The following is a 13,642-nucleotide window of genomic DNA, read 5'->3' as shown; positions in this document are numbered from 1 at the left end:
CTATCGCGACGCAAAATCACAATGACAAATCACCGACATCCACGGCGCGCAGTCGTATCGTGTCCCCATTCGGTACCGAGTCAACAACCAGCAAAGCATGTAGGTAGCCAGCAACACAGTGTGTAGATAGCCAGCAAGAAAGCAATGCGTGACCCCGACGAAAGGTCCAAGCAGTGCAGATCGCCCGGCGTTTTCCCACCCTCCTGGCGGCCACCGCCGCCGCTCTGGCCCTCTTCGGAACCGGTGCCGCGCAAGCGGACCCCGGACAGCTCTACAACTCCGCACAGGACAACTTCACCGACGGCAACGAGCAGGCAGGCCTGTCCGATCTGCGGCAGCTGCTCACCGAATCCCCCGATGACGCACAGGCGTTGTCACTGCAGGCCATCTGGTCCGATTACACCGGTGACCTGGTCACCCGCGAGGTGGCGCTGAACCGGCTGAACGGGGTCAACCCCGGACTGGCCGACGGCACCCGCAATGTCTTCCACGCCATCGGCGCGGCCGTGGGCACGCTGCCGAATCCGATTCCGGCCATTGCGGGTCCGCAAACCGGCATCGCGGTCATGGGTTACGGGCTGCTGCCCGACGGATCCATGCGGCCCGAACTCGTGAACCGGCTGCAGGCGGCCTGGCTGCAGGCGATCGTCTCGCCGCTGTCGCCGATTCTGGTGACGGGCGGCAACCCGCAGAACGGCATCACCGAGGCGGCGGCCATGCAGGGCTGGCTGATCGGGCACGGGATTCCGGCGAGCCGGATTCTGGCCGACCATCGCGCGGGCTCGACCGTGCAGAACGCCCTGTTCGGCGTCGGCATGCTGCGTGACGCCGGCGCGACCAGCGCCATCGTGGTCACCTCGCCCAACCACATTCGCCGCGCCGTCGGCGATTTCATCGTGGCGGGCATGCCGGTGGTGGGTGCGACCACCTCACTCGAACAGCTGGTCTCGCAGTTGCCCCCGCCGTCCCGCAGCGGTCAGCGCGGCATCTACCTCGACGCCACCCGCACCCTGCGCCTGCCGACCGAACGCTGATCGAACCTTCCCGGTCGATCGGGGCCACACCCCGGTAGACCCGGTCGAATGTCCGAGTGTGCACAATGGCTCGGTGAGCGCTCCCGACACCGATACCCTCGTGGCCCGCCTGCGGGCCGCCGGATGCGTGTTCGCGGAGGACGAGGCAGCCCTGCTGCTCGGCGCCGCCACCGACCCCGCCCACCTGGAATCGCTTGTCGTACAGCGCATTGCCGGTTACCCACTGGAACATCTGCTGGGCTGGGCCGAATTTCGCGGGCTGCGCGTCGGGGTCGCGGCCGGAGTATTCGTACCCAGACAGCGGACCGGCTTCCTGGTGGAGCAAGCGGTGGCGCTGGGCCGCGGTGCGCTGACAACCGCCGATGTGGCTACGACTCGGACTGCGACGAAGGCTACGACGTTAGCTGCGACGAACACTGCGACGGAAGTTACGACAGACGCCACCTCTGCCGTGGGCGATCGCACGCTGGTGGCACTCGATCTTTGTTGCGGCTGCGGCGCACTGGGTCTGGCGTTCGCGACCGAGGCCGCGGCCGCAGGTATCCACGTGAATCTCACGGCCGCCGATATCGAGCCGGCCGCGGTAGCGTGCGCTCGCACGAATCTCGCCGCACTGGGCGCGTCCGTGTACGAAGGTGATCTGTTCGACGCGATTCCCGTGGATTTGGCCGGGCGCGTGGACATTCTGCTTGCGAACACGCCTTATGTCCCGTCGGCCGAAATCGCCCGGATGCCGCCGGAGGCGCGCGATCACGAGCCGCGGGTGGCGCTCGACGGTGGTGCGGACGGGCTGGATATTCTGCGGCGTATCGCGGCCGTCGCGCCGGAGTGGCTGGCGCCGGGCGGGCATCTGCTCGTCGAGGAGAGCGAGGAGCAGGCGAGCGCGGCGGCCGAGATCATGCGGCGGCACGGGCTCATCGCGCGGATCGCCGAGGATGACGAGCTGGGTGCCACCGTCGTGATCGGAACCCGCCCATGACGATTCGCGGCATCCTCTTCGATGTCGACGACACGCTCATCGACTACGCGGGCACGGCCCGCAACGGCATCCTGAAGCATCTGGCCGCGGAAGGGCTGCTCGACCGGTTCAGTGCGCCGGACGAGGCGGTAGCACTGTGGCGGGCCCTCGAAGAGGAGGACTATCCGCGGTATCTCGCGGGCGAGCTCACCTTCACCGGTCAGCAGCAGTCGCGCACGCGGCGGTTCCTCTCGCATATCGGCGTGACCTCCGACGATCCGGTGGCGTGGTTCGCCCGCTATGTCGCGCTGCGCGACACCGAATGGCTGGTCTTCCCCGACGTCCCGCCCACCCTGCGCGAGCTGACCACTCGCCTGCGCCTGGGTGTGGTCTCCAATTCCTCGCGCAACCACCAGCGCATGAAGCTGGGCGCGGTGGGCCTGCTCGACCATTTCGGCGAGGCCATCCTCTGCTCCAGCGAATTCGGCACGCCCAAGCCGGATCCGAGCATCTTCCACGCCGGCTGCGCCATGCTCGACCTCGCGCCGGAAGAGGTCGCCTATGTCGGCGACCGCTATGACGTCGACGGTGTCGGCGCGAGAGACGCAGGCCTGCAGGCCTATTGGCTGGATCGCACTGAGCTCGGCGTCACCGGCGGCGATGGAATCACCGTCATCCACTCCCTCGCGGCCCTGGGCCCGTTCTCACCGTAGGCTCAGCGACTTCGCAGAAAGTGTGCAAGACGAGCCAGGTGAACACTGCCTGACCTCCGCGTCGAAAAGTGCACCGGAAGCCGGATCCGAACAAGCAGAACGCGCTTCCGTGACGAGGATCCCGAGCATTCGCCCAGTTTCACGACCAAAGTGCATGACACGTCTCGTAAATCGTGTCCCGGACAGGCAACCCGCCATCTGGTTTCATATTTGGTTATGTTCCAGCAATCTCATTGAGCCACAACGGATGCAGATCACCGCATGAATCGTCGGTGAACAGTCCCGCGAAGGTCTAGACCGCAAGCGGGGCCGCTTGGCACGGTCTAGACCATGGAACTTCCAAACAGAAATGTCCTGAACTCCCTGGCTATCACCCTCTTTGCCGCACTGCCGGCACTCGCAGGGGTCGCGGCGGCCGCACCCGCATCCGCCGACGCCACCGTCAACAAGGTGGTCGTCATCGGGCTCGACGGCACGATGTACAAGAAGGTTCAGGAGGCCAAGGCGCCCAATCTACTGAAACTCGCAAGCGAGGGCACTCTCGGGCAAACCTCCATCGCACCCCACACCACCATCTCCGGCCCCTCCTGGGCTACGGTCCTGACCGGCGTATGGGACACCAAGCACGGCATCTACGACAACAACGTCACCGCAGCGCCTTTCGCCAAATACCCGACCGTCTTCACCCAGCTGGAGAAGGCCAACCCCAACCTGAAGACCGAATCCATCGCCACCTGGCACACCATCGGCATCATGGCCGGTTCGGGTGATCCGCACGCCGACGTGAACATCGGAACCCCCGACCAGCCCGACGATCCCACCGAGGCCAAGATCGATTCGGTCACCGCCGACACCAGCGCCGCGGCCATCGCCAACGACGCCCCCGATTTCCTCTTCACCCACCTCGACCAGGTCGACGAGGCCGGCCACGGCCACGGCGGCGCCTCCCCCGAATACCTCGAAGCGGTCAAGCGAGTCGACGCCGAGGTAGGCAAGATCGTCGCCGCGGTCGACGCCCGCGCCAAGTCCCACCCCAACGAGAAGTGGAACATCCTGGTCACCTGCGACCACGGCCACAAGCCCGGCGGCGGCCACGGCGGTCAATCCGCCGACGAGACAGCCAATTTCCTCATCGCCCGCGGGCCCGCCTTCAAGGCCGGCGTCACCAACTCGACGAACTCCCTCGTCGACATCACCCCGACCGCGGTGGCACTGCTCGGCGTCAAGCCCAGCCCCGACTTCGACGGCAAGCCGATCGCCGGCGGCGGTGGCACCGCTCCGAGCACCGGTTCCTTCGGCCTCGACCTCCCCGGCACCGGTTCCGGCAACGGCTCCATCAGCGAAGCCGAACCCCTCGAAATCCCCGCCGACCAGAACTGACCCGGACGCCGGCCCTGCCCACCTCCACGCGGATCGGGCCGGCCTCCGGTTTCTCCCACGGTGAAAACCCACCAGCGAAAGACACAACCATGAAACCACAGCACCCCGCCCGCACCTTCCTGGCCAAGTCCCTCGCCCTCGCCACCCTCGCGGCCGCCCCCCTCGCAGCCGTAACCCTCACCGCCACACCCGCATCCGCCGCCACGGCCACCCCGGTAGGCCTCACCACCGGCTCCGCCGACACCGCAGGCAACCTCAGCCAGATCCTGACCGGCTCCTCCAACTCCCTCGACGCCCTCAGCCGCCTCCTGGGCGGATCCGGTTCCGCCTCAGGCTCTTCCAGCTCCAACAACAACGGCTACACCTACAACCACTAGCCCATCCCCCGAGATCCCCGGCCGCCTCCCGCAGCCGGGGATCTCCCTCGTCATCCCCCCAACCGGGCCGCATAATCCGCAAGATCATCAGCCATCCGCTGCATGACCTTCGGAAGAACGAACGGCATCAGCCACCCGACACCGGCCCGCATCCCATAAGTCCCACTCCACCGAATAGCAGTACCCCCGCTGGTAGTCACCTCCAACTCAACAACAGCCCGATAGTCCTTCAAAGCAAAATTGAACGCATCCTCATACGAAATCGACCGCCCCTCAACAACTCCCGTCAACCGCTCCCCCGTAACCGACCGCCCACTCCGAAACGCCCGCACCGCCCCCACCCCATCCCGCCCGAGGGGATCGAGCCCACTGGACCGCCCCTCCACAAGCTCATCCAACCCCGAAGCCCACCGCGGCCAACTCCGCCCATCGATCAACAGCCCCCACACCCTTTCGACCGGAGCCGACGTCGTGGATTGCACTCGATACTGAGGCACCTCATGTCCTTTCGTCGCTTCATGCAGGCGAATTACCAGTGCTCCCTCAGTTGTTCGTCGAGGACCTTCATGGCCGGTTGCGGGACCACCAAGTCCAGGCTAAGCGGGCTGACGGAGACTCTGCCCTGCGCGAGGGCGTGGAGATCCGTTCCGGCGGAAGCGTTCTCGAAGCTGACGAGCGGACTCCTCATCCGATATGTGGTCCCGCTCTTGTGAAACACCTGGCCGTAGGCGTTCTTGAACGGCACCGTTATCTCGAATTCGGTGTCCGTACGAGCTTCGAACGGGATGTTGACAGACAGCAAGTCAAAGCCCGCAACGGCTTCCGAACGCAGCAGGATGTCGATGATCTTGCAGGCGATCGCGGCCGCGTGCCGGTAGATGTGGAAGTTCTCCCGGTCGAAGAAGTCGATCTCGTTCTCGCGTTCGGGCGGGATGTAGAGCGAGAAGGCGACGGATCTGATGCCGTCGATCGCCGCCTCCATCGCCGCTCCCACGGTCCCCGAGCTGAGGATCAAGCCGTGGCCTACGTTCTCGCCGATATTGATTCCCGAGACCGCGATCTTCGGCTTCCCATCCAGGACGTGATACAGGCCGACCTGAACGCAATCTGCCGGCGTTCCGGTTACGGCCAGCATCGGAACGCCTTCTACCTCTACGTTCTCGATCTCGAGGTGCGCGTGTGCCGTCAGAGACTTGCCGACCCAACTCTTCTGAGTACTGGGCGCGATCGCGCAAACCGTGTATCGCCGGAGTAATGCACGCAGCAGTGGATAGAAGCCGATCGACGAATATCCATCGTCGTTGGTCAGCAGTATGTCCGGCATGACCCACCTCTACGACCGTGTCCAGTCGAGCAGCCCACTGGTTATAACCAGTTGTGACACTAGAGGCGGCCATGGACCCTGTCAACGCACAGGATTAGCGATGCCGGGTGATCACCACCGGTTTGATCTCGGTGGGCACATTTGCGAAGGCCGACTCGGGGACACCGAAGGCCGCGGCAAGGACGTTGCGGGGCAAGGCATTCAGCGAGCCGACTATTCCGATGTCGTCGTTGGGTTCCTTGGCGCTGGTGTTGAAGATGACGAGGACTTCGAGAGGGACGTCGGGGCTGGCGTTTTCGAAGTAGTGGAAGTGGCCTTGGGGGGCGAAGACGAGGTCGCCTTGGCCGGCTTCGAAGACATTGTTGCGGTAGCCGCCTTCGGGGTGGGTGCCGAGGATGGTCCAGCGGGCCTTGCCGGAGATTATGTAGTTGAGTTCCCAGGCGGAGGGGTGCCAGTGGGGTTCGCGGAGGCCACCTACTTCGAGGTGGACGAAGTAGACCGAGCCTTGCTGGCCGCGCAGGATGGGGAAGGTGTCCTCGTTGGCGCCCTGGAGGTAGCCGCCGTCGTAGTTGTCGCGGTCGGCGGCAGTGAGTTTGAAGAGGTGTGACGCCTGGTTGAGGTTGGTGTCGAGTTCGCCCTGGGTGCCTGATGGGGTGGCGGCGGGTGGAGCCGCTGCGGCGGCGCCGACGAGGCCGCCGCCTACCGCGGCCGCCGCTACCGCGCCCGCGCCCAGTACGAATCGACGATCTATGCCGCGATGGCCGTTGGTCTGCTGTGCGTTCGACTCTTCCGACATGCCGGTAATCCCCTCTCGTACCCACTGAATCGAATACGTCGGCGCTGGTCACAGCGCTGACGCCTACCTATTCGAATCGTAGGCCGCTCATCGCGAATTTCGTGAGATCGGTGGGTGAAAACGAAATTCGCGATGAATCGGGGCGGCTAGTTCGCTTCCAGGGACTTGCGTATCTGAGCCTGGATGTCGAGCTGGGTGCGGACGCTGGAGAGGCCCGCTTGCAGTTCGGCGGTGGCGCTCGTGGTGGAGGCCGAAACGTATTGCGCCACGCCGTCTTCGATGGATTGCACCGCCTGGGCGGCGGCCTCGCGCTGCCGTTCGCGGTGGGGTGCGGGCAGGGCGGCGATGGCCACCAGGCGGTCGTCCCAGGCCAGGGCGGCCTGTTCGAGTTCGGCGCGCAGGACGATGGTGGTGCCGTCGTCGAGGGCATTGGCGGTGCGCAGGGTAGTCATGGCATCGCGCAGGCGGCGGTGCAGGCGGGGTTCGGGATCGTGCGAACCCGCCCAGGAGGCGGGAGCACGCGTGGGCGTGCCCGGCACCACCTCGTTGGCGGCCGAGACCGACTGCTTCTGCTTCGACGACACCACCATGACCGCGGCCACCACCGCGGCAATGACGATCAGCAGTAGGAGGACCAGCGTCAACACCATTGCGAACACACCTCTCTCATCGGTCAGTTGTGATGCTTGGGCGTGGGCGTCACATGGTTACCCGGCGCGGGACCCGACCCGTGATGCATATGCGAGTACACCAGCACGATGACCAGGATCACCGCGATCACGGCCAGGATCGTGGAGATGATCTTGACCTTGCTCCACGGCCGATCACCCGACACCTGACCGGTCAGGCCGTTGATGTACACCTGATAGGTCTTGTCCATGTAGACGACCGTGAGCAGCCAGATCGGCAGCAGCAGATGCTTGTACGCCAGCCAGTTCCACGCGGTCTGCAACTGGTGGATGCGCTGGTGATCACCGCCGATATCGTGACGCACCGTCGACTCGATGGCCTGCTCCATGCGCTGCTGCGCCTCGGGCAGAGTCTCCTCGGCATCGTGGTCGTAGGTGCGGCACAGGTGCCCGGCCACGAACTCCGGTGAGTAGGTCCGCGCCTGCTCCACCGGCCACGGCTCCAGTGCGCGAATACGATTGCGGCTCAGATTGTCATTGGCCAGCACCGGCAGATCGGCGAACTCGTTGCCCACCTGACCCTGCACCGGATACCAGCGAGTCCGGGTCTCATAGATCGGATCCCCGTCCGAATCCGTGCCGACCCGCACCTCGTAGTTGTCGCCGCGCTCACCGGTGTACCAGGATTCGGTATCCGCGTCGTAGGTGAAATACGCGGTGTACAGGCTCGAAAACGCCCCGATCTTCCGGTATTTCCGGAAATTCGACGGCGCGAACCAGCGGCCCGACACCCACTTCTCGACGAGGTCGTGCGCCTGCTTCTCGCCGATATGGAACGGCACCACGCCGTCCACCGGCAGCCGAGCCGGCGCATTGTGCACATCGTCGCGCTGAATCGGCGTCGCGCAGTACGGGCAGCGCGTGGCGGTGAGGCTGCCGTTGAATCCCGTGGTCCCACCACAGTTCTGGCACTTCACCTCCCACTCCCCCGTCACCTGCGGGCCGGCCGCCTGCGACTGCCGCGCCCGCAGATCCGCAATGGCGGGCGCCAATTCCCGGGCCTGCACGGGCGTATCGGCAGCCTGGATCGGCGACCGATTCCCGCAACTCGGGCACAGCAAATCCTGCCCCACCGGATCGAACATCAACTGCGCACCACACGCGCTACACGGATAGGTTCGAGTCAGCTCCGTCTTGTGCAACATGGCCCGATCAGGCGCATGCGGAACCTGTTGCGGCGCAGCATGACCCACAGGAGGCTGTTCCACCTCGGGCACCGGCATCACAAACACCGGCTGCACAGTCATCCCACCTGGCTGCTGCGGCATCCCACCCGGCAGCGGCGGCGGACCCGCGGGCCGCGGCATGGTGGGCATCGGCGGCGGGCCTGACGGTCCCAGACCCATCTGCTGCGGCGCACCCGGCATCGGCGGCGGCCCCGACGGTCCAGACCTCATCTGCTGCGGCGCACCCGGAATGGGCGGCGGCACAGGCATTCCCGGACGAGCCCCTCCCGCGGGCGGCGGTGGCACCGGGCTCCTTGGAACGGTCCCCTGCGGAAGCGGTGGCGGCATCGGACTTCCCGCGCCGACACCTTGCGGAAGCGGAGGCGGCACCTGGCCGGGCACGGGCTGGCCGGGTACGGGCGGCGTCCACGGTTGGGGTTCGCGGGTTTGCGGGAGTGGGGGCGGGCCGGGTTGCTGCGGCGGCTGATTGTCGTTCACTGTGGCTCACTCGATACGGCGGATACGACGATCGCGCCTGTGCTGCTGGGGAATTCGGGGCACTGCCGGGTGGGTATGTCGGATCCCACCCGGCCGGCGCGTCGTACGGCGTCGAAGGCGAGCCGAGGTGCCGGAGGGCGGACGCTACTGCGGGGGCAGCGGCGGCGGAGTACCCGGCAGCGGGGGCGGGGCGGCGAAGAGGGTCTGCAGCGCCGGCACCGTGGAGGCGGGAGCCCATCCGGGCATGCCCTCGGTCCAGACATTGGTGTCGCGGGTCAGCTGCCCACTCGCGACGAACTGGCGTAGCTGATCCACCGGATACGGTCCCGCGGCCTGACCGCCGTTGTCGAAGTGGAACGGCTGCTGCCCCGGAAGCGGCGGCGCAACGGGTTGCGGAGCCTGCGGGGCCGGAGCCTGCTGCTGCGGCTGGGCGTAGCTGCCCTGCATGGCGCCCGCCATCTGCCCGCCCAGCACCACACCCATCCCGGCCTGCATCGCGGCACCCATTCCGCCGCCAGGGTTCTGCGCGGCGGCGAGCATGGCGTCGGCGGCCTGCATCTGCTGATACCGGTTGAGGTCCACATTGTTCATGAACCCGCCGGCCTCCACACCGCGCGCGACACCGCGGGTCATGGCCTGCTGGATCTCCTCCGGCAGCGAGATGGTCATGGTGACCTGCTCGACGCCGACGCCGAACGGCGCGAGCCGCTGGCCCACGAATTCCTGCAGCTTGCCGGACAGTTCGACCTGCCGTCCCTGCAGATCGATGGCGCCCAGCCCGCTGGCCAGCACCATGTCCGAGAAGGACAGCGCCACATTGTTGCGCAGCATCTCGCTCAGCACATCGGCGTCGACCTCACCGTTGGTGCCGATCATCTGGCGCAGGAACACCTCGATATCGGTGACCCGCACATTGGCGGTGCCGTTGGCGCGGATCTGCACCATGCGGAAGTCGGGATCGCGGACGGTGACCGGTTGCGGTGTCCCCCAGCGCATATCCGTCACCGCGCGGGTGTTGATGAAGTACACCTCGGACCGGAACGGCGAGTTGAAGCCGTGCTTCCACCCCTGCAGGGTGGACATGATCGGCATGTTCTCGGTGGTCAGCGTGTAGTGGCCGGGCCCGTACTTGTCCGCCAGCTGCCCGCGGTAGACGAAGACGGCCTGCTGCCCCTCGCGGACGATCAGCTCGGCGCCGTTCTTGATCTCGTTGTCGTAGCGGGGAAATCGCCACGCCAGCGTCGTACGCGTATCGTCCAGCCATTCGATGATGTCGACGAATTCGCCACGGATCATGTCGAACAAGCCCATTGAGTCTCTCTTCCTCCCTCGGGCGCAGCACGCCCCGCAGCGCGAGTATTGCATAACGGCATGCGGTGCCGGCCCCCGTCATCTCAGTATCCGATGACACCACACCAAGTGTTAACGAATCATGAAGACGGCCCGTGCTTCCGCACGGGCCGTCTGCGACGATCGGGGATGGCTGCCTATTTGCGGCCGGTGAACTCGTCCATCGAGTGGTAGACGCCCACGGTGTTCAGGTAGAAGTCCCGTACGCGTAGTGGCAGCAGGCCGGAGATGGCGCGGTTGAGCCGCGACGTCCACGGCATGACGACCAGCGCCGACCCCTTCTTCATCTCTTCCCAGGAGGTGTTGACGACCTCGTCCTGTTCCAGGATCGGGGTGAACCAGAAGCCCTTGGCGCCGTCGAACATTCCGGTGTTGATGTAGGTCGGGCAGACCGTGGTGAACTTCACGTGCTCGTTGCCGGACTGCTCGAGCTCGAGCCGCACCGAATCCGACCAGCCCAGCGCCGCCCACTTGGATGCGGCGTACACGCTCATGCGCGGGTTGGCGACCAGACCGGCCGACGACGCGATGGTCATCACCCGCGACTCCTGGCCGTTCTTCACCATGGCGGGCAGGAATTCCAGCGTGATGTACATGGGCGCAAGGGAATTGATCGCCATCGTCTTGTCGATGTCGGCGCGGTTGGCGGTCTCCCAGAAGTACCCGTTGCCGCGCACGATGCCCGCATTGTTGACCAGCACATCGATATCGCCGACCTCGGCGCGCACCGCCGCGCCGGCCTCGGCGATGGCGTCACGATCGGACACGTCGACCACATAGTGGTGGATCTTGCTGACGCCCTGCGCGGCCAACTCGGCCGCGGTGTCGCGCAGCGCCTGCTCGTTGATGTCCCACAGCACCACATCACTGGCCTGTTCGCTGACCGCCCGCTGCGCAAAGGTTTTGCCCAGACCCATGGCGGCGCCGGTGACCAGGACCTTCTTGCCCGCTGCCGTCTTCATTTCCCGCTGTACCCCTGTCTCGTGTGTGTGCGGATCACTTCTGCCGCAAGGTCTTCATGACGCCCAGGTAGAGCGTCATGGTCTTGGCCCACAGTTGCTCGGACATGCCCGGCAGTGGAGCGATGGGCAGTACGCGCTGCACCGCGATGGTCTGGGTGTCGATGTATTTCAGCAGGCCCTCGGGTCCGTGCCGGCGACCGGTGCCCGAAATACCCAGGCCGCCCGACGGTGCGGCCACCGAACCCCAGGCGGCGATGAAGCCTTCGTTCACGTTCACCGAGCCGGCGTTCACGCGCGCGGCGACCTCGCGGCCGCGGTCGGTGTCGCGGCTCCACACGCTGGCGTTCAAGCCGTAGGCGGTGTCGTTGGCCTGGGCGATGGCTTCCTCGTCGCCGCGCACGCGGTAGACGGAGACGACCGGGCCGAAGGTCTCCTCGCGGAAGACGGTCATGCCCTCGCGGACGTCGGCGAGGATCGTGGGCTCGTAGAAGTACGGGCCGAGCTCCGGTCGCGCCTTGCCGCCGGCGAGCACGGTCGCGCCCTTGGCGACCGCGTCGTCGACGTGCTTGCTGACGGTGTCGATCTGGCGCGGGAAGGTCAGCGAGCCGATCTCGTAGCCGAAGTCGAGGGTCTTGCCGAGGGTGAGTTTCTTCGTGTTCTCGACGAATTCGGTGACGAACTGGTCGTAGACGCTGTCGTCCACATAGATTCGCTCGATCGACTCGCACAGCTGGCCCGCCGAGGCGAAGCAGGCGCGCACCGCGATCTTGGCGGCGGCGGAGACATCGGCGTCGGCGAGCACGAGCAGCGGGTTCTTACCGCCCAATTCGAGCGAGTAGCCGATGAGCCGCTCCCCCGCCTGCTGCGCGATGGTGCGGCCGGTGGCGCTGGATCCGGTGTAGTCGACGTAGTCGGCGCGCGCGATGACCTCGGCGCCGACGACCGCACCGCGTCCTAGTACGGCCTGCCACAAGCCCTTCGGCAGTCCCGCGCGTTCGGCGATATCGATGGCCCACAGCAGGGTCAGCGCGGTCTGGTTGTCCGGGCGCCCGATGACGGCATTGCCGGCGAGCAGCGCGGGCAGCGCATCGGAGGCGCCCAGCGCGAGCGGGTAGTTCCACGGCGAGATGACCGCGACCACGCCCTTGGGGCGATTGCGCACCTCGACCTGGGTGAGCACGGGCATGACGCCGCGCGGCTTGCGGTGCGCCAGAATGCGTTTGCCCTCGGCGGCGTAGAAGCGGGTGTTGACCGCGACGTCGGAGACCTCGTCGAAGGCGTGCACGCGGGACTTGCCGGTCTCGATCTGCACGATGTCGAGGATGGTGTCCTGTTCGGCGAGCACCAGATCGTGGATGCGGCGCAGCAGGGCGGCACGCTCCTCGACCGGGACCCGGGCCCATTCCTGCTGCGCGGTGCGTGCGGTGGCGAAGGCCGCCGCGATATCGGCGACCGAGGACTGCGGCAGGTCGGCGATCTTGCGTCCGGTGGCGGGTGCGAACACCTCGACCGAGGGCGCTCCGCCCGCGCGGGCGTGGCTCAGCAGGCGCTGTACCAGGTCGAATGGTAGTGCGTCGGCCGCGGCGAGCTGCGGGGCTGTCGTCATTGGTCGCCCTCTCGAGAGTCCGGCCCGAGTTCGAGCCCTCTATTTATTGAACACCAGTGTTACGTGAACACCAGTGTTAGATTAATAGGCGTGACGCACCTCATGTCAAGCCGTCGCGGCCGGCCACCGCAGACCGAAAAACAGGCCGACCAGGTGCGCGCCCGCATAGTCCTGGCCACCGCCGAGGTGTTCGCCGCGCACGGATCCCGCGGGCTGAACGTGGCCCGCATCATCGAGCAGGCCGGACTGGCCCGGCCTACCTTCTACCGCTACTTCGCCAATGCGGTGGAACCCCTGCACGCGGTGCTCGAGGTCTCCAACGAGGACCTGGTCGGCGGCATCCGCTCGGCGCTGGAACGGACCCAGGAACCGGTGCAGCTCGGCATCAACATGATCGACGCCTACCTGTATTGGGCCAGCGGGCACGGGCCGATGCTGGCCCCGCTCTTCGCGGAACTGCACGATCCGGGCTCGCCCGTGTCCACCTATCGCGAACAAGCCCTGGAAGATATCCGGGCGCTGATCCGCGTCAAGTTCGCCGAACTCGGCCGGCCCGCGCCCACCGACCTGGATCTGGATACGTCACTGCAGATCTGCGAGTACGTCGTCTTCCGCATCTCGGCCGCGGCCCCGCACGCCGAACCCGATCCGGAAACCATTGCGGCAGCACGTGTCACGATGATCCGCGGCGTGCTGGCCATGCTGGGCCGGCGCGCGGATGTCGAATACGCACTCACCATCGACGGTATATTCGATTCGGGCGCTTCGTAATTCGGCCTCTACGATGGC

Annotated in this window: 14 protein-coding genes; 6 read left to right on the top strand and 8 right to left on the bottom strand. The window is 66.2% G+C overall.

Translation table 11 applies throughout. The features are described from left to right. Nucleotides 1-173 precede the first annotated feature (173 nt). The 5 genes from ACH438_RS31430 to ACH438_RS31410 all read left to right on the top strand — a co-directional run bounded on the left by ACH438_RS31430 (nucleotide 174) and on the right by ACH438_RS31410 (nucleotide 4,462). On the top strand, nucleotides 174-1,034 hold the full coding sequence (locus ACH438_RS31430) for a YdcF family protein (RefSeq protein WP_397011787.1): 861 nt from the start codon (nucleotides 174-176) through the stop codon (nucleotides 1,032-1,034). A 73-nt stretch (nucleotides 1,035-1,107) separates the two neighbouring features. Next, nucleotides 1,108-2,013 carry a putative protein N(5)-glutamine methyltransferase gene (locus ACH438_RS31425; RefSeq protein WP_397011785.1) on the top strand — a complete coding sequence of 302 codons (906 nt, stop codon included), beginning with the start codon at nucleotides 1,108-1,110 and terminating at the stop codon, nucleotides 2,011-2,013. Continuing rightward, complete coding sequence (locus ACH438_RS31420; RefSeq protein ID WP_397011783.1) at nucleotides 2,010-2,705, top strand: HAD family hydrolase; 696 nt, start codon at nucleotides 2,010-2,012, stop codon at nucleotides 2,703-2,705. The genes ACH438_RS31425 and ACH438_RS31420 overlap by 4 nt, the downstream gene beginning before the upstream one ends. A gap of 330 nt (nucleotides 2,706-3,035) precedes the next feature. Beyond that, nucleotides 3,036-4,085: an alkaline phosphatase family protein gene (locus ACH438_RS31415; RefSeq protein ID WP_397011781.1), complete on the top strand. Its 1,050-nt coding sequence runs from the start codon at nucleotides 3,036-3,038 to the stop codon at nucleotides 4,083-4,085. A gap of 89 nt (nucleotides 4,086-4,174) precedes the next feature. After that, nucleotides 4,175-4,462 (top strand): hypothetical protein, encoded by a 288-nt coding sequence (locus tag ACH438_RS31410; protein WP_397011779.1) that lies wholly within the window; start codon nucleotides 4,175-4,177, stop codon nucleotides 4,460-4,462. Nucleotides 4,463-4,512: 50 nt separating this feature from the next. Here ACH438_RS31410 and ACH438_RS31405 read toward each other — a convergent pair whose 3' ends face one another. From ACH438_RS31405 to ACH438_RS31370, 8 genes are all read right to left on the bottom strand, one after another. Next, nucleotides 4,513-4,944 (bottom strand): SRPBCC family protein, encoded by a 432-nt coding sequence (locus tag ACH438_RS31405; protein WP_397011777.1) that lies wholly within the window; start codon nucleotides 4,942-4,944, stop codon nucleotides 4,513-4,515. Between the two features lie 47 nt (nucleotides 4,945-4,991). Continuing rightward, a complete protein-coding gene (gene surE / locus ACH438_RS31400) occupies nucleotides 4,992-5,786 on the bottom strand; it encodes a 5'/3'-nucleotidase SurE (RefSeq protein WP_397011775.1) in 795 nt (264 codons plus the stop codon). A gap of 94 nt (nucleotides 5,787-5,880) precedes the next feature. Continuing rightward, nucleotides 5,881-6,582 (bottom strand): cupin domain-containing protein, encoded by a 702-nt coding sequence (locus ACH438_RS31395; protein WP_397011773.1) that lies wholly within the window; start codon nucleotides 6,580-6,582, stop codon nucleotides 5,881-5,883. Nucleotides 6,583-6,728: 146 nt separating this feature from the next. Further along, nucleotides 6,729-7,232, bottom strand: coding sequence for a hypothetical protein (locus ACH438_RS31390; protein ID WP_397011771.1), 504 nt, complete (start codon nucleotides 7,230-7,232; stop codon nucleotides 6,729-6,731). Nucleotides 7,233-7,255: 23 nt separating this feature from the next. Then, entirely contained in the window at nucleotides 7,256-8,356 is a 1,101-nt protein-coding gene (locus ACH438_RS31385; protein ID WP_397011769.1) for a hypothetical protein, read from the bottom strand. A 723-nt stretch (nucleotides 8,357-9,079) separates the two neighbouring features. Beyond that, the gene (locus tag ACH438_RS31380) at nucleotides 9,080-10,246 is read right to left on the bottom strand and encodes an SPFH domain-containing protein (RefSeq protein ID WP_397011767.1); all 1,167 of its coding nucleotides are present in this window, start codon (nucleotides 10,244-10,246) and stop codon (nucleotides 9,080-9,082) included. A gap of 176 nt (nucleotides 10,247-10,422) precedes the next feature. Next, on the bottom strand, nucleotides 10,423-11,247 hold the full coding sequence (locus tag ACH438_RS31375) for an SDR family NAD(P)-dependent oxidoreductase (RefSeq protein WP_397011765.1): 825 nt from the start codon (nucleotides 11,245-11,247) through the stop codon (nucleotides 10,423-10,425). Between the two features lie 34 nt (nucleotides 11,248-11,281). Next, complete coding sequence (locus tag ACH438_RS31370) at nucleotides 11,282-12,853, bottom strand: succinic semialdehyde dehydrogenase (protein ID WP_397011763.1); 1,572 nt, start codon at nucleotides 12,851-12,853, stop codon at nucleotides 11,282-11,284. 102 nt (nucleotides 12,854-12,955) lie between these two features. Here ACH438_RS31370 and ACH438_RS31365 point away from each other — a divergent pair, with 102 nt between their 5' ends. After that, nucleotides 12,956-13,624 (top strand): TetR/AcrR family transcriptional regulator, encoded by a 669-nt coding sequence (locus ACH438_RS31365; protein WP_397011761.1) that lies wholly within the window; start codon nucleotides 12,956-12,958, stop codon nucleotides 13,622-13,624. Nucleotides 13,625-13,642: the final 18 nt, after the last annotated feature.

Source organism: Nocardia sp. NPDC020380 (assembly GCF_044386975.1).
GTDB lineage: Bacteria > Actinomycetota > Actinomycetes > Mycobacteriales > Mycobacteriaceae > Nocardia.
This window is presented reverse-complemented; position numbering and strand designations above follow the sequence as displayed.